This window comes from Polaromonas sp. OV174, assembly GCF_900112285.1.
Classification (GTDB): Bacteria; Pseudomonadota; Gammaproteobacteria; order Burkholderiales; family Burkholderiaceae_C; genus Polaromonas.
The window spans coordinates 117034-133173 of sequence record NZ_FOKZ01000011.1 but is presented as its reverse complement, the minus strand read 5'-3'; the positions used below and the strand labels follow the sequence as shown (position 1 = coordinate 133173).

13 protein-coding genes and 3 pseudogenes are annotated in these 16140 nt (G+C 61.4%); 11 read left to right on the top strand and 5 right to left on the bottom strand.

The window, feature by feature from the left end; translation table 11 throughout:
• Window positions 1-22: 22 nt before the first annotated feature.
• On the bottom strand, window positions 23-739 hold the full coding sequence (locus tag BM160_RS11830) for a Crp/Fnr family transcriptional regulator (protein ID WP_143093237.1): 717 nt from the start codon (window positions 737-739) through the stop codon (window positions 23-25).
• 214 nt (window positions 740-953) lie between these two features.
• Here BM160_RS11830 and BM160_RS11825 point away from each other — a divergent pair, with 214 nt between their 5' ends.
• The 9 genes from BM160_RS11825 to BM160_RS11785 all read left to right on the top strand — a co-directional run bounded on the left by BM160_RS11825 (window position 954) and on the right by BM160_RS11785 (window position 11352).
• On the top strand, window positions 954-1955 hold the full coding sequence (locus BM160_RS11825; protein ID WP_092005344.1) for an ABC transporter substrate-binding protein: 1002 nt from the start codon (window positions 954-956) through the stop codon (window positions 1953-1955).
• 14 nt (window positions 1956-1969) lie between these two features.
• On the top strand, window positions 1970-2785 hold the full coding sequence (locus tag BM160_RS11820; RefSeq protein ID WP_092005341.1) for an ABC transporter ATP-binding protein: 816 nt from the start codon (window positions 1970-1972) through the stop codon (window positions 2783-2785).
• Between the two features lie 9 nt (window positions 2786-2794).
• The gene (locus tag BM160_RS11815) at window positions 2795-3610 is read left to right on the top strand and encodes an ABC transporter permease (protein WP_092005338.1); all 816 of its coding nucleotides are present in this window, start codon (window positions 2795-2797) and stop codon (window positions 3608-3610) included.
• Between the two features lie 212 nt (window positions 3611-3822).
• Window positions 3823-4740, top strand: a complete 918-nt coding sequence (locus BM160_RS11810; RefSeq protein WP_092005335.1) for a TauD/TfdA dioxygenase family protein — start codon at window positions 3823-3825, stop codon at window positions 4738-4740.
• On the top strand, window positions 4740-6449 hold the full coding sequence (locus BM160_RS11805; protein ID WP_092005420.1) for an AMP-binding protein: 1710 nt from the start codon (window positions 4740-4742) through the stop codon (window positions 6447-6449). The genes BM160_RS11810 and BM160_RS11805 overlap by 1 nt, the downstream gene beginning before the upstream one ends.
• Window positions 6446-8056 carry a GMC family oxidoreductase gene (locus tag BM160_RS11800; RefSeq protein WP_092005332.1) on the top strand — a complete coding sequence of 537 codons (1611 nt, stop codon included), beginning with the start codon at window positions 6446-6448 and terminating at the stop codon, window positions 8054-8056. The genes BM160_RS11805 and BM160_RS11800 overlap by 4 nt, the downstream gene beginning before the upstream one ends.
• 130 nt (window positions 8057-8186) lie before the next feature.
• Window positions 8187-8738: a thiamine pyrophosphate-binding protein gene (locus tag BM160_RS11795; protein ID WP_092005330.1), complete on the top strand. Its 552-nt coding sequence runs from the start codon at window positions 8187-8189 to the stop codon at window positions 8736-8738.
• A 19-nt stretch (window positions 8739-8757) separates the two neighbouring features.
• Window positions 8758-9387, top strand: a complete 630-nt coding sequence (locus tag BM160_RS11790) for a thiamine pyrophosphate-dependent enzyme (RefSeq protein WP_177218994.1) — start codon at window positions 8758-8760, stop codon at window positions 9385-9387.
• A gap of 426 nt (window positions 9388-9813) precedes the next feature.
• Window positions 9814-11352, top strand: a complete 1539-nt coding sequence (locus BM160_RS11785; RefSeq protein WP_369821777.1) for an IS66 family transposase — start codon at window positions 9814-9816, stop codon at window positions 11350-11352.
• Window positions 11353-11390: 38 nt separating this feature from the next.
• Here BM160_RS11785 and BM160_RS11780 read toward each other — a convergent pair.
• The 3 genes and pseudogenes from BM160_RS11780 to BM160_RS11770 all read right to left on the bottom strand — a co-directional run.
• A pseudogene (locus BM160_RS11780) lies at window positions 11391-12230 on the bottom strand (tyrosine-type recombinase/integrase); the annotation flags it as partial.
• Entirely contained in the window at window positions 12230-13189 is a 960-nt protein-coding gene (locus tag BM160_RS11775; protein ID WP_092005321.1) for a tyrosine-type recombinase/integrase, read from the bottom strand. The gene BM160_RS11775 and the pseudogene BM160_RS11780, both read right to left, overlap by 1 nt.
• Window positions 13186-14415 (bottom strand): tyrosine-type recombinase/integrase, encoded by a 1230-nt coding sequence (locus BM160_RS11770; protein ID WP_092005318.1) that lies wholly within the window; start codon window positions 14413-14415, stop codon window positions 13186-13188. Before BM160_RS11770 ends, BM160_RS11775 begins: the two co-directional genes overlap by 4 nt.
• 176 nt (window positions 14416-14591) lie before the next feature.
• Between BM160_RS11770 and BM160_RS11765 the strand changes: the two are divergent.
• A pseudogene (locus BM160_RS11765) lies at window positions 14592-14804 on the top strand (transposase domain-containing protein); the annotation flags it as partial.
• A gap of 316 nt (window positions 14805-15120) precedes the next feature.
• Entirely contained in the window at window positions 15121-15687 is a 567-nt protein-coding gene (locus tag BM160_RS11760; RefSeq protein ID WP_092005315.1) for a hypothetical protein, read from the top strand.
• A gap of 54 nt (window positions 15688-15741) precedes the next feature.
• Here the strand turns inward: BM160_RS11760 and BM160_RS11755 are convergent.
• Window positions 15742-16119: pseudogene (locus BM160_RS11755) on the bottom strand (transposase); the annotation flags it as partial.
• Window positions 16120-16140: the final 21 nt, after the last annotated feature.

The following is a 16140-nucleotide window of genomic DNA, read 5'->3' as shown; positions in this document are numbered from 1 at the left end:
GGAAGAACGATGTTCAGGGCAACTACCCGGGAGAACCCACCTCAGCAAGGGCTTTCAAGTCCAGGATTTCAACCGAGGATCGCTTGACGCGGATCATGCCCAGCTTCTCCAGCTCGTTCAATTCCCTGTTCGCCCATTGGCGACTGGTACCAAGAAGATCCGCTATATCGGTCTGAGATAGGCGCAAGCTGATGATGTCAGCAGCACCCCTGTGGATTCCGAATCCGCTTTCCAACTGCACGAGCAGTCGCGCAAGCCTTGCCCTGAGCGAGAGCAAGGACGCTCCGGCAAGAAGCTCGTACAAGCGCCTGCTTCGATACGCCAACTGCAGCTCAAGCGCGACGCTGAGAGCAGGATCGATGAACCGGCGACGGCGGATCAGGTCTCCGGGAACGTACATCAGGACGACGTCCGAATGAGCGATCAAATCGTGCAGCTGCCCTTTGCCATCGATGCAACACAACACACCCGTCAGTTCCCCCGCCGCGAGGAATGTCATCAGGTGGCGTCGGCCTAACATGACTGTGCGGATTTCGATCACACCTTCGATGACGAGGCAGAGGTGATCGAACGGGTCATTGACCTCGCAGACCAAATCTCCGCGCTCGCAGCGGTTCACCCAGGCGTGCGCCATCAGCTCTTTGATCGTTTCCGGGGCACACCGATCGAACCCCGGATTCTTCAGGAGAAGAACACGACCGAGTGCGAGGTACGCAGAGTTCTGAAGAACTGTCTTCACGTTGACATTCGGCCGATTTTTGTCATGTCCCGACAGGGAATTCCACCCCTACTATGTGTCACGCCAATCCAGTGATGCATCACTTCGCTTAAAGTTCGAGAAATGGTCGTTGGTTCGAGCTGTGAATGAGCTCGCTGGTGAGCGGCGATTGTACACAGCCCCCTGGCGCCGAGAGAGACGCTGGCGCTGATTCCAAGTAAAGAAGGAGACTCTCTTGACGCGCTTATTCCTGCATTTGCTTTCGGCAATTTTTGTGTTCTTTTCGTTTTCCACGCAGCCTGCGCAGGCCGCCGAGGAGATGAAGGTGAAGTTCGGGTATTTCACGGGCGTCACCAACGCGCCATTTTTCGTCGCTGACGCTCAAGGGATTTTCAAGAAAAATGGACTTGACGTTGAACTGGTCGCGTTCAGCTCGGGGCCTGCGATGGTTGCGTCGCTCTTGAGCGGATCTACTCCATTTGTTGATGGAGGAGGGCCCTTGGTGACCTTTCCTCAAGTCGCGAAAGGCCACAAGATCAAGGGGTTGATCAACGTATGGGCCGACAACTATTTCAGCATCATTGCTCGGTCATCCGTACCGACGCCCAGCGCGGGAAAGCCATATCCTCAGCCGATGGCGGACTTGCGTGGCAAACGCGTGGGTGTGATTGCCCTTGGGTCTCACATCGCTGCTGTGGTTGAGCGGATGCTCAGGGATGCGGGACTGAAGCCCGGCGAGAACGTCACGCTGATCGGGGTAGGTGGTGCCGCGACGGGAATGGCAGCGCTGGTCGGTGGAACGATCGACGCATACATCGCGCTCCCTCCCGCGACGCAGACGCTCGACGCCCTCCATCCGGGTTCGTACAAGACACTTGTCGCACCCGATGACTTCCCTGCTTACCTGAAGTGGCTCTTCACAACGCACGTGGCCAGCACTCAGGACTACATGGACGGCAATCCTGCAGTGGTGCGGGCCATGTGCCGCTCCATCAAGGAAAGCATGGAGTGGATGTCCCGGCCTGAAAATTTCGACGCATCGGTCGCCGCAATCGAAAAGCGACTCAAGGGAAACGCGCCAGGCGTGATTGCCGCGGCGCTCAAGGAGATGCTGCGCCATCTATCGCCGAATGGCAGCTTCACGCCTGAGCACCTCAAGGCGGCAAACGAGCTGCTTATGGACAAAGGCATCATCAGCGAACCGGTCACGCCAGCTTCGTATGGCGCGAAGTGCTAAGGGCTGGAGCAAGCATGCAGAACAATTCAAGTGTTGCAAGGGTCAACCCCCGCCTGGTACCCGTGAACGCCTCGCTCGTGCCTCGGCAAGCTCCGGTGCTGCTGGATCTCGAAAACGTCAGCTATCGGTATAGCGAATCGCTCGTCCTGGATGGCGTCAACCTCAGCATCAACAGTGGCGAGTTCGTCGCCCTCGTTGGCGTCAGCGGCTGCGGCAAGACAACGCTTCTCAACCTGATCGCGGGCCTTTTCCCGGCTGCCGGCGGCCGGATCAGCGTGGGTGGCGAGCTCATCGTCGGCCCCCGCCCTTCAACAGGCTATATGTCCGCACGTGACTCGCTGATGCCTTGGCGACGCGCCTTGGACAACGTTGCTTTTGGGCTGGAATTGCGGGGCGTTGCGCGTTCGGAGCGGGAAGACACGGCTCGAGCATGGCTGAAGCAGGTTGGTCTCGAAGACAGCGAGGGCAAGTACAGGAGCCAGCTTTCACAAGGCATGCGGCAGCGGGTCGCGTTCGCCAGGACATTGGCGATCGACCCGGACCTTGTGCTTCTTGACGAACCCTTCGCGGCTCTGGACGCCCAGACAAAAGAGACCTTGCAGCCCAAGTTCCTTCAACTGTGGGAGGGCAGCGGCCGAACAGTCGTTCTGGTCACCCACGACATCAACGAAGCCATCAGCATGGCGGACCGTGTTGTCGTCCTGAGCAAAGGGCGCGTCACGCATGACTTGCGGGTAGCACTGCCGCGACCGCGCCGCATCGGTGACCTGGTCGACGTCCCGGAATTTCGGGACCTTCGCCGGCAAGTTCGAGAAGCATTGCACGTTTGAGGAAAATTCATGAACGCAATTTTTAAAAGTTCGACAGCCAAGCCGCCGGCAAATTCGGGGACAACTGCCTCGTCTCCCGCCTACATCATCAGCGGGCGAGTGCTGATCGTGCTCGCCATCTGCCTCGCGTGGGAAATTGCCGCCATCACCGGCTATGTCGACGAGCGTTTTGTCGGCAGGCCGAGCCAGGTGCTGAATGCGCTTGGGCGGCAGATAGCCGACAACAGCATCTGGCCTCACCTGGCTTCGACCATGATGGCCACACTGCTTGCGTTCACACTGGGATCTCTCCTGGGAATCATTGCAGGTCTCACTCTCGCCGCGTTTCCGACGGTCGACGCCATGCTCAATCCCGTCATCAGCGGATTGAACAGCATCCCACGGGTCGCCCTGGCGCCGCTATTCATTCTCTGGTTCGGAATCGGCGTTGAAGCGAAGACGGTTGCGGGAATCAGCCTGGTGTTCTTCATCCTGCTGATCACGACCAGGTCGGGCCTCAAGAACGCAGACCCAGATCTTCTGGTGATGTCGCGAATGATGTGCGCAAGCACCTCGCAGACGTTCCTCAAGGTGGTCCTGCCGATCTCGCTTCCGTCGATCTTTTCGGGACTGCAACTGGCGGTCACCTACTCCCTCTTGGGGGTTGTCGTGGCGGAGATGATCGCTTCGCAAAATGGGCTGGGAGTGATCGTCGCACAGTACACCCAGACATTCGCAATCAACGAGACGTTCTCCGTGCTGCTGATCCTGGGGGTCCTGTCGACCACGCTGGCAGCCAGCGTCGCAGCCGTCGAGCGCTACGTGCTCAGCTGGCAAACACCCTAGACGATACAAATCCGCAAGCACCCCCCGCTTGTTCAAACAACGAGGGCGCCTGCTGATAGGTAAATGCGGGAACTGTCCACCCAATGACAGTGCGGCGCCTCGACCTTGTTTCGATGCGCAGATCCTGCAGCAACATTGAATCTCTTGCGGTCACGCAACACGGCGTGTCCACGTTCGTAGTTCCTTCAACACACAGATGAAAAGGATTTGTCATGGACTATAAGCACTTCAAGGTCAAACGGGCAACGCCCCGGATCGGCGCCTACATCAGCGAGGTGAACTTCAACGAGGTCGAGAACAAGGAGGTCTACAAGGATCTGCGAAAGGCCGTCAACGAATTCGGTGTCGTCTTTGTACGAAAGCAACCTCTTACGCCGGAGGCGTTCGTGCGATTGGGCCGCGAGTTCGGGAATCTCGAAAGCTCGCATCCGGTATTCGGTTCCCCCGCGGAGCACCCCGAGATTCAGCTGGTCACCTACGACCCAGCCAAGCCCATACCGGCGGACACTGCCACATGGCATACGGACAACACCTACAACGCGCTTCCCTCTGCCTACACCTTCCTGCGGGCAGTGGACATTCCGCCTTCGGGGGGCGACACGCTCTGGGCAAGTAACGCTGCTATCTACGAAGACCTGCCCGAGCCGATGCAGGAGATGCTCTCGCGATTCGTCGCTCGTCATGACTTGTTCTGGCGGCTGCGCGAAATGAATTACATGGCAAGCAAGAGCACGTCGGAAGCGGAGCAGAAGTTGTCGAAGCGGGTCGCCGACCATCCCATCGTCATCCGCCACCCGGTGACCGGTCGGGCGCAGGTCTTTGCACACCGGCATTTCACGACCTTCGTTCACGGGGTCCCTGAAGAGGTGAGCACGGCCCTGCTCCAGTTCCTGTTCGGAATGGCGAAGCGCCCCGACTACCAGGTAAGACTCACCTGGGAGCCTGACCTTTTGACGATCTGGGACAACGTCGCCACGCAGCACTACGCGACGCACGATTACCATCCCTATCCGCGAGCGATGATGAGGATGGTAGCCGCGAGCAACTCTCGTCCCCAGCCGTTGGACAGCACGAAGCTCTACCCGAGTTCCGCAGCAGAAATCGTTGCTGCCGGAGTTCTGGAGGGATGATGATTCAACTCGGAGACGAGGAAACGATCGGATCGGCGCTGCACCGCGCCGCCGATGTCTTCGGGGAGTTGCCGCTCGTAGCGGCACCTCACAATCCGAACCGCGACTACCACCCGCTCGGGTACGAACTCACTTACCAGAACAGTGCGTTGGCCGTCGAAGAACTGGCTCGTCAATACCTTGCTGCCGGGTATGGCCCGGGACATCGCGTGGGACTCTTCCTCGACAACCGGCCTGAGCACTTCGTCCACAAGCTGGCACTGAACGTGATCGGGGCTTGCTGCGTTCCCGTGAATCCGGAGTACCGGGCCTCGGAACTTGCATACCTGATCGACCACGCCAAGCTTGACTTGATCGTGCTGCTTGCGGTCCGGCGCACCATTGTCGAATCCGTGCTGATGACGACCTTCGAAAAGCCCGTGCTGGTGGAGATCGATCAATTCGAGGCGTTGTTGCGATCGCCGCGCCGGCGACGCGAGAAAGATGCAGTCCGCTCTAGCACTTCCGCCAGCATTCTCTACACCTCAGGCACCACCGGTCGGCCGAAGGGTTGCGTTCTCTCCCACAGGTATGAGCTGGCTGCTGGGGCATGGTACGCGAGCCGCGGGCACCTAGCGGAGGTTCGAGAACGCAGCGAGCGCCTCTACAACGCGCTGCCGCTCTACCACGTCAATGCCTCGGTTCTCTCGTTCTTTTGCATGCTGCTGACTGGCGGATGCCAGATTCAAAGCGATCGCTTCCAGCCGTCGCGTTGGTGGCAGGAGGTGAGGCAGTCGCATGCGACCATCATCCACCACCTCGGAGTGATCGTCCCCCTCCTTCTAGATCAGCCGGAGTCCGAGTTGGATCGAATGCATTCCGTGCGGTTCGGCTTCGGGGCAGGCGTTGAGCCGCAACTGCAAGCGAAGTTCGAAAAAAGGTTTGGTTTTCCCCTTCTTGAGATCTGGGGCATGACCGAGATCGTGCGCGTTCTTGTCGACAATGTCCCGCCCCGTTGTGTCGGCTCACGTGCATTCGGGCCGGCCGTGCCGGGGTTGCAGGTGAAAGTGGTCGACGACGCAGGCAATGAAGCGGGCCTGAACGCTCCCGGAGAGATGCTCGTGCGCCATTCCGAGGCGCAGCCGCGCAAAGATTTCTTCACCGGGTACCTCGACGACCCCGAGGCAACGGAGTCTGCCTGGAAGGACGGTTGGTTCCACACCGGGGATGTCGTGGTGAAAGACGAATCCGGGATGCTGCACTTCGTCGACAGGCGCAAGAACATCATCCGCCGATCGGGCGAGAACATCGCCGCTGCCGAAGTAGAAGCATTGCTGATGACGCATCCGCTGATCGAGCATGCTGCCGTCCTCGCAGTAAAGGACGAATTGCGCGAAGAAGAGGTGCTGGCTTGCGTTGTCCTGATAGCGGGAGTACGCGCGCAGGCTCTGGACAACGGGCGTCGGGTGGAAATCGCGTCGGAGGTCCATGATTTTTGCCGCGAAAGGCTCGCTTACTACAAGGCGCCCGGATGGATCCTCTTCAAAGGGGAGATTCCCAAAACGGGCACCCAGAAAATTCAAAAGCACAACATCCTGTCGAGCCGCGATGATCCGCGGCATGAGCCAGGGATCGTGGATCTGCGCGACCGCAAGAAGCGGATCGCGACGAGCGCCAGTGGTCGAGATACCACTGGCGCGAACAACATGCGACTGGAAGCCAGAACATGAACACGACCTATGACTACGTGATTGTCGGCGCGGGCTCGGCCGGGTGTGTGCTTGCCAACAGGCTGAGCGAGGACGGGCGCTCCACAGTGCTGCTACTTGAGGCGGGTCCGCAGGATCGCAATCCCTGGATTCACGTGCCAATCGGCTATGGCAAGACGATGCATCACGAGCAGTTGGACTGGCGCTTCTGGACGCAGCCGGATCCTTCGCTGAACGGCCGCAGCATTAACTGGCCGAGGGGTCGTACGCTGGGAGGATCGAGCTCCATCAACGGAATGATCCATGTGCGTGGACAACTGGAGGATTTTGACGAGTGGGAGCGGCTGGGGGCGACGGGATGGAACAGGCGCGAGGCACAGCGCTACTTCATCAAATCGGAGCGAAACTCGCGCGGAGCCAGCGAACTGCACGGCGGGGACGGGCCCCTGTGGGTCTCGGATGTTCCCAACCGCGGAGAGCTCGGGGACGCATTCATTCAGGCCGCGATGAAGCTGGGGATTCCCGCGAACGAGGATTTCAACGGTGCGGCGCAGGAAGGCGCGGGGTACATTCAGATCACGACCCGCAACGGCCGGCGCTGCTCGACGTCGGTGGCCTATTTGCAGCCGGCACGCAGCCGTGCGAACTTGACTGTTTTGACCGATGCGCATGCAACAGCGGTGACATTTGAGGGACGGCGCGCGACCGGCGTGCGGTGGCGACGGCACGGCATCGAATCGGCGGCTTCTGCAGCAAAGGAGGTCATCCTCGCTGCGGGCGCGCTGCAATCGCCGCAGCTGCTGCAGCTCTCCGGCATCGGTCCTGCCGCTTTGCTTGCAGAGCACGGAATTCCGGTGATCGCCGACCTGCCCGGGGTTGGCGAGAACCTGCAGGACCACCTCGCCCTTCGGCTTGTGTACAGATGCACAAAACCGGTCACCACGAACGACGAACTGAATTCGATCTGGTCGAAGGCTCGAACGGGTTTGCGCTACCTTCTCTTCAGGACGGGACCGCTCGCGGTCGGCGTCATGTCGGCCGCAGCCATGACTCGCCTCTTGCCCGAATCGAAGACTCCCGACATCCAAGTCTTCCTGAGCACAATCAGTGCGCCCGAACGCGGCTCTGCTCCGCATCCCTTTTCGGGGTTCACACTCCTGTTCTACCCGATGCGACCAACGAGCCGCGGGCGCCTATGGATTCGCTCACGCGATCCAATTCAGGCTGCGGCGATGAGTGGAAACTACCTCACTACAGAGTACGACCAGCGACTCACTGTGGAAGGCGCGAAGCTGGTGCGGCGCATGACGTCGACATCCGCGCTATCACCACTTGTGGCGGAAGAACTCCAGCCAAGTGCCTCCGTGCGCACGGACGACGAGTGGCTTGAAGCAGCTCGACAGCACGCCTTCTCTGCCTACCATCAGTGTGGAACCTGTCGCATGGGCTCCGATGACCTCGCAGTCGTCGATCCGCGGCTGCGCGTGCGTGGCGTCGCCGGGCTGAGAGTGGTCGACGCGTCGATCATGCCGACAATCGTGTCGGGCAATACGAACGCGGCGACGATCATGATCGCCGAGCGGGCGGCCGACTTGATCCGCGAGGATGCAAAGGGCTCTCCGGCATGAACCGTGTTGATCGACTGGGACGGAGCGTTGATGGAACTGTCCACTCCATGACATTGGCGCATCTTCGATACGCTGCGGCCCGGCTGTTCTGGGCCAGGATGGGGGTTATTTCATTCACAGGAGAATTTGCATGAGCGTTACCGCGTGGGGTGGCCCAAGCGACGCCCTCGGACCCAGCGCAAGCGGCGTTTGCCTTCGACTGAAGGCGGCGGGAGTTAGCGATGTGGTGACTGTGCCGGACTTCGTGCAGTTCTCCGTACACGAGCGCCTGCAAAGTGGCATCGACGGAATTCGGCAGATCTTCGCCTGCACAGAAGATCAGGCGATCACAACGGCAGCGGGTCTCTATCTGGGTGGTCGCCGTCCGATCCTGATGGTACAAAACCAGGGATTGCACAAAGGGTTGAACAGCCTGCGTGCAATATGCATCGACGCACGCATTCCATTGGTTTTTCTCGTCGGCCAATTCGGTCGTGAACAAGAAAATATGGGGCATTCCACACGGGAGTCGAAGCGCAACGTCGTGCGCCTGACGGAGCCGATTCTTGAGGCATGCAATGTCCCCTACTGGGCGCTTGATGACGACGATCAGCTGGCGTCCCTGGATCACGCGTTTGCTCACACGAGCACGGCCGGGGGCGCTGCAGCAGTGCTGGTCGGACGCTACACGACATGGGCTTGACGCTCGGAAGAATCACACTATGAATCTGATGGAAGCCTGCGGCGCGATTTCCGCTGCCAGAGAGTCGCATGCACCTCGTTCGGTACTTGTCTCAACGATGTCTGCGATGTTCGCATTCGACGAGCTTGGTGATAAGCATCGGCGTATCGACTCGGTTCCTCTCATGGGCGGAGCCGCGTGCCTCGCATTGGGGATCTCGCTCGCGCGGCCCGACATCCCCATCATTGCCGTCGATGGCGATGCCAGCCTTCTCATGGAACTGGGCGGGATGGTGAGCGTTGCGAGCGCTCGTCCCGCCTGGATGATCCACGTCGTCATCAACAATGCGGTCCAATTCAACGGTGCAGTCAACATGACGAGACCCGGCTGCTCGCCCCCGCATGAGTTCGCGGCATTCGCTTCAGCCACCGGGTATACACGGAGTTTCACCTTCACGAGTCTCAGTGCACTCCAGGCCGCGCTGCCCCGGCTGCTCACCGAGCCGCAGCTTGCTATGGTCGAGCTGAAGATCGAAGCCGATGCCCAAAGAATCGGTGCCGACCGGACGCAACCGTACGTGCCCGATGACCAGTTTGACCGGATGCGCAACGCCGTGCCCGTTCTTCGGACTGCATTATTGAAAGACCACCGCCAGAGTGAGAGGGGGTGAAACTCTTCGGTTGGGATCTCGTGTTGCGAATTCGGTGCCGAGGAAGACACATTGGCTGCGATCTCGCCTTGCCTGCTGTTGGCGCCGACTGGAAGTTGAGCCAGTGGGCCAACTGGGTCACTTCTGGATGGAAATCAACAGTGATGGTGCGCTCGATAGTGCTTGCTCACCCGCGAAAGCGTCCCGGTCGCGGTTGCCTTGAACAGCTTTGCTCTTGGGGGCGGTGTACTGCTGGGCACAACCTCCGGCGGCACGATGTTCCGCTGCTGCGCGACCAGCTTCCGCACCTCGAATGCCTGCGATGGCCCGTGCTGGACACGCTGGAGCAGACGCCGGCATCATCACCGTGGTCTGAAGCCGGCGCGCAATCCGTGGATTTGCGCATGGCAGTCAAGGGGCTCCCTTGGCACACTGCCTGTCATGTTGATGCAGCCGCAATCCCTGGATGACCTGAGCGCCGAGCAACTGCGCGAGATGACCACGCGGCTGCTCACCGAACTGCGCCACAGCCAGGCGCTCAACGCCAAACTCACCCATGAGAACGCGCTGCTCAAGCGCATGAAGTTCGCCGCCCAGTCCGAACGCTTCAACGCCGAGCAGCGCAGCCTGCTCGAAGACGAGATCGAGGCCGATCTGGCGGCGGTCGCCCACGAGATCGAACAACTCCAGCCGCCGGCGGTGGCCCCCGAGGCCAAACAACAGCCCAAACGCCAGCCGCTGCCGGCCCACCTGCCGCGGCGCGAGATCCGCCACGAGCCGGAATGGACGACCTGCCAATGCGGCTGCCAGATGAAACGCATCGGCGAAGACGTTGCCGAAAAACTGGACTATGTGCCCGGCGTGTTCACGGTGGAGCGCCACATCCGTGGCAAGTGGGCCTGCGCGCAGTGCGAGACCATCTCCCAGGCGCCGGTCGGTGCGCATGTGATCGACAAAGGCATCCCCACCGCCGGCCTGCTAGCCCAGGTGCTAGTGGCCAAGTACGCCGACCACCTGCCCCTGTACCGCCAGGAAACCATCTTTGCTCGCGCCGGTCTGGCCATCCCCCGCTCGACCCTGGCGCAGTGGGTGGGCGCCTGCGGCGTGCGGCTGCAGCCGCTGGTTGATGCGCTGAAGGCCGAGATACTCAGCCACCGCGTGCTGCACGCTGACGAGACGCCGGTGCAGATGCTCAAGCCTGGCAAGGGCACAACGCACCGGGCTTACCTGTGGGCCTACGCGCCAGGCGCCTTCGAAGGCATGAAAGCCGTGGTGTACGACTTCTGCGAGTCCAGAGCCGGTGAACATGCCAGGTTCTTCCTCAGCAACTGGCGGGGCAGCCTGGTATGTGATGACTTCAGCGGCTACAAGGCCGGGTTTGCCAATGGCATCACCGAAGCTGGTTGCCTGGCGCACGCCCGGCGCAAATTCTTTGACCTGCACGCGGCCCACAAAAGCCAGATCGCCGGGTTCGCGCTGGAGCAGTTCGCCAAGGTCTACGACATCGAACGCGAGGTCAAGGTGCTGAACGCCGATCAGCGCCAGGCCATCCGACAGCAGCACGTCAAGCCAGTGCTCGATGCGCTGCACGAGTGGATGACATTGCAGCGGCAAAAGTTGCCGGACAGCTCGGCGACTGCCAGGGCGCTGGATTACAGCCTGCGGCGCTGGACTGCGCTGACGCGCTTCGTTGATGACGGGCAATTGCCCGTGGACAACAACTGGATCGAGAACCAGATCCGGCCGATTGCCATTGGCCGGAATAAGGCGAACTCCGCTTTTATGCGAAGTCGGCGCCACGCTGTGGAGTCGGCACCCTGGGCAGGCTCGCCTCAGGGCGCCGACAATGCTTCGCATAATCACAGCCCTTGTAGGAACGCCAACAGGGCCTTCGGCGCGCGATACCGCGCTTGCTTGATCTCTGGTTGCTTCAGCCGCGCCAGCGCGCGCTCCTTCATGGCCAGATCCGCCTCGACGTACATGTGAGTTGTCGAAGGGCTCTCGTGACCCAGCCAGAGCGCGATCTCACAAGGGTCTACCCCGGATTGCAACAGGCTCATCGCAGTGGAATGCCGCACGACGTGCGGCGACACCGACATCGTCTTGAGCTGCGCGTGTTTGACCGACGCCACCTCGACTGCCAGCTTCAGGCGCTGGGCGACATTGGCCCTGGTCATTGCCCGTCCGTCTCGCGTGGGCAGAAGCGGCGAATCCTGGTGCAACTGTGGATTCAAGTGCAGCCAGTCGCGCACGGCCCGAGCCGAACTCTTCCACAACGGCAGTGAGCGCTGTTTGCGCCCCTTGCCGCGCAGCCGGATGCTGTTACTCGGCCCGAGCACGACGTCGGCCACGCGCACGCCGATGATCTCGGAGACGCGAGCACCCGTGTTGAACATGAGTGTCAGCATCAATCGGTCTCGCTGCCCGATCCAGGTGTCGCTCGCCACGTCGATCACCGCCAGCATCTGTTCGTGCGGCACGAAGCCGACCATCTTGCGTTCGAAGCGCTTCATCGGCACGGCCAACGCGTTCTCGATTACGCCCAGGTTGGCCGGGTCACGCCTGGCGGCGAACTTCAGGAACGCTCGAACCGCGGCCAATCGAACATTGCGACTTCGCACGGAGTTGTGTCGCTGGGCCTCCAGGTGATCCAGGAAGTCGGCCAAGAACCGGGCATTGAGGTCGGCCATTGTCATCCCGTGCGCCGGCAGGCGCAGCTTGTCTTCGGCGAAGCGCAGCAACAGCACGAAAGTGTCCCGGTATGAGGCTACCGTGCGCGGGCTCAAGGCGCGCTGCTGCACCATGTAGTCGGTGAAGAATTCCTGCACGAGGCCGGCGAATGTCGGTGCGGTCTGGCGGTTCATCACTCACCCCCTTGCCCGACGACGCCGACAAAGCGCTCGAACCGAGCGCCGATGGTGTCCATCAACTCCGGGATGCCGGACAGATACCAGTAGGTGTCGGAGATCTTGGCGTGGCCCAGGTAGGTGCAAAGCCAGAACATCGCGTGGTCGATGGACTGACCAGACTCGCGCCAGCGCTGCAAGCGCCGCACCGCCATGGTGTGCCTCAGATCGTGGATCCGGGGATAAGGATGGTCGCCGCGGGCGCGCCAGCCGAGTCCTGGTTGCAGGCGCCGGAAGACGTTCTCTACCGTGCGCGTGGGCAGATGCCCACCATCGTGCGAGACGAAGAACGGGGCGCTGTCCTCGGTGCTCTGGCATCGGTCTCGCGCTTGCCGGTACAGCTCGAGTTCCCGCACCGTGCTCGGATGAAGCGGCAGGCGGCGGGACTTGTGGAACTTGGTCTGGCGCACGGTGAGCGCGGCGGCCTGCGGGTCGACGTCGCCCAGCGTGAGCATCAGCGCTTCGGACAGCCTGAGGCCGGCCGCTGCGATCAGCCCGAATAGGCTGCGGTAGGTTAGCGCTCGAAGAGGCCAGGTCAAGGTCAGTCGGCCGGCAGCGTCGAGCAACTGGATGATCTCCTGGTCCGTGTAAATGTGCGGCGCCAGGCGCCGATGACCACGACCAAGGATGCCCTTGGGGGGAATCTCCGTAGCCGGCTCGAACTGCCGGTAATGCGCGGCGAATGGAAGCACGATCTCCAGCCTGCGTGCTGCAGTCACGTCGCTGGTTCGATGCACATGCTCCCGTGCCCAACCCAGCATCAGCTCCTGCGTGAGTGGGCCTCGATGTTCTCGTGCGTCGGCGTACCGGGCAAATCGCGCGAGCTCGGTGGCGGGTGCCGTCAGCGCAAAGCCCAGGCGGCGGCGATCCTCGAGATAACGCTCCACAGCCTCTTGCATCGGTGTTGCCGCACTCATGGCCGGCTCCCGGGCCAGGGCATGGCCACCGCGCCCAGCCGGCCGAAGTCGACCTTGGCGTAGATGAGTGAGGTGTCCAGCTCGCGATGGCGAAGCACATCGGCGACCTCCTTGAGCGTGCCGCCGGTGTTTAGAAGCCGGCTGGCCAGCGTGTGCCGAAGAATGTGCACCCGGGTGTACGGCAACCCGGCGCGGCGATATGCCTGGCGCACGGCACGCCTGACGACGTCGGCGGCCACTGGTTCATCTACAGGCGCCACGTGCCGAACGAAGACCCGGCGGCTCGTGGTCTGGGGGCGTTCCGATCGCACGTAGTCAGCAATGGCAGCGCCGGTGAGTTGCGGCAGCGGCAGCACATCGGCTCGTCGCGATTTGCTCCTGCTGATGCGAACTGTGCCGGTCACCCAGTCGATGTCGTCGAGTTCCAGCGCGATCGCCTCGCTGCTGCGCAGTCCGAGGTCGACGACGCAGCGCACGAGGGCGTAACAGCGCAGGCGCGACGGTAGATCCGCCGGGAAGGCAACCAGCAGCCGATTGACCTCGTCGGGCGCGAGCGTCTGCGGCAAAGGTGCAAGACGCCAATGTGCCGGCGCAGCGACCACCGGCAGTAGGTGCTCGACGCGATCGCCCTCGAAGGCACGGAAGCGCAGGTAGCTGCGCACTGCGGTCGCGGTAACGCCGCCGCTGGCGGCGCTCACCCGCGACAGCTCTTGGGCCAGGAATTGCCGCAGTTCCTCGGCCACCGGCGTCGTCGAGTTCGAGGTCAAGGACAGCAACGCGCGAATAATCGTCGTGCGCCGAAGGCGCGTGCTGTCAGCGAGCCCCTTGGCGTGAAGCAGGTAGTCGTCGAAGCGCAGCAGTTGTTCATCGACCAGGCTGCCCTGGCGGGCATCTTGTTGGACGCCCGAAGCGCAGACAACAGCCTTCAAGTGCTGCAGAGCCGCGCGGACCTGGTTACGGCTGCGCTGCACAGGGGCAGCGCAAGTGCAGCAAGGCAGGTGTTCGTTGAGGAAGGCAACAACGTGTTGGTCGAGCGTCTGAAGTGCGAAGCGCCGCCGTCTTGACCAGTGGGCGAAGTGGGCAACGCAGTTCGTGTACTGGCGAACCGTGCCCGGCGAGTACCGCTGCTCAGACAGCCGGTCCCAGAAGGGTTGAACAAAGGGGGCCAAAGCGCTCGCTCGAAGTCGAGAAGCGGCCAGCTCCGTGAGGGCATTGAAGACGTCCATCGCGATCTCCTGAAGTGGGGTTGGAACCCCAGGAGACGCGACTTCTTATGCGAAGTCCAGCAGGTGATCAGACCGGCGTGGCAAAGGCAGGTTGCGTCACCGACTCCACAGCGTGGCGCCGACTTCGCATAAAAGCGGAGTTCGCCTTATTCCGGTCATGCGAACCTTCGCATGATAGAAACAACTGGCTGTTCGCCGGCAGCTTGCGCGCGGGCCAGCGAGCGGCGGCGGTGATGAGCCTGGTGCAGTCGGCCCGGATGAATGGGCATGACCCCTATGCCTACCTCAAGGATGTGCTCACGCGGCTGCCAACGCACAAGGCCAGCCGGGTCGGGGAGTTGCTGCCGCATCGTTGGCAGGCTGAGAGCGCCCGATCAATAACCGGGTGACCGGCAACGGTCAACATGGGATCGCCACGTGCTTACTCTGATCCGCCGCGCGGGTAGAGTCTTTCCATACTTTCCATACTTTCCATACTTTCCATACTTTCCATACTTTCCATACTTTCCATACTTTCCTTTGGGCCACCGACCAGACCGGCCATGCAGCCGCGTCAGTGTGCGTGGCATGGGATACGGCCTTCGGCTAGTGCGCATCTCGACCATGCAGTCTTTCGGGTGGCCTCGGTGCAGATTCCGGGCATGCTGCTGTGAGTGATGGCCATAGGAGGTGCTTCCTCATGACCGGCGTGATACAACAGCCATCATGATAGTTTTTCTCGACACCGAATTCACGGATCTCCTGCAACCGCAATTGCTCAGTCTTGGACTTGCTGCACTCGATGGCCGCGAGCTGTACGCTGAATTGGATCTCACCACAAGCATTGGAAAAGCTCGCGTCAAAGCATCAACAGACTTCGTGCGCCACGGCTGCGTGCTTGATCAGTGGGGACTGGTGCCGGGTTCCTCTGGCACCGAGTGGGAGATGGGACGGCGGGCCGGGGAATGGCTTATCGGTTTGGCTGCTGAGGCCGGCACGAAAGTGGAGGTCGCATTTGACTACTCGACGGACTACGAATTGTTGGAATGCGCAGTTCGGGAATCGGGAATTTGGGACCAAGTGCGGGATGCCGTCATTCCTGTGAATGTGAATTCCATCACCGGCACTATCGACGGCGAGCTGGCTGCGGAGGAATGTTTTCGGGAACTCGGGAAGCGCGGTGGTCGTGGGCTCAAGCGTCACCATGCGTTGGCCGATGCATTAGCACTGCGGGCGGCATACATGGATGTGAAGGCTGCGGCGCTGGTACATGCGCGTTCCAAAACGGGTTAAGAGCTTTTCACGCCCACGCCACCGGGCTCTCTCCCAACTTGTCGTTTAGAGCAGCTAACAAAACGGCAAAAGCCTTCGGACGCAGATGACGCAACAAGCTAGGGAAAGCAGAGCCGTATGAATGTCGATGCGGCGCTCAAAGCGGGTACGCAGCTTGCCGAAGGCTGTCAGCCAAGCGTGAGTGCGTTCAACCACCCACCGATGCCGCCCGAGCCGGTCATTGCGCTCGATGCCCCTACGGGCGATACGATCCTGAATACCGCGGCGCTTGAGGTGAGCGCGGCACCGTGCGAAGTCGTAGCCCTTGTCCGCATGCAGCTTGCCGGGCCAGCGGTGCGGCCGGCCTGGCTTGCCGCCCACGGCAGGCAGGGCATCGATCAACGCCTCGAAGACCACCGAGTCATGGCGGTTGACGCTCGTAGTGGAACAGGCCCTTGAAGCCTTCCCACGTAG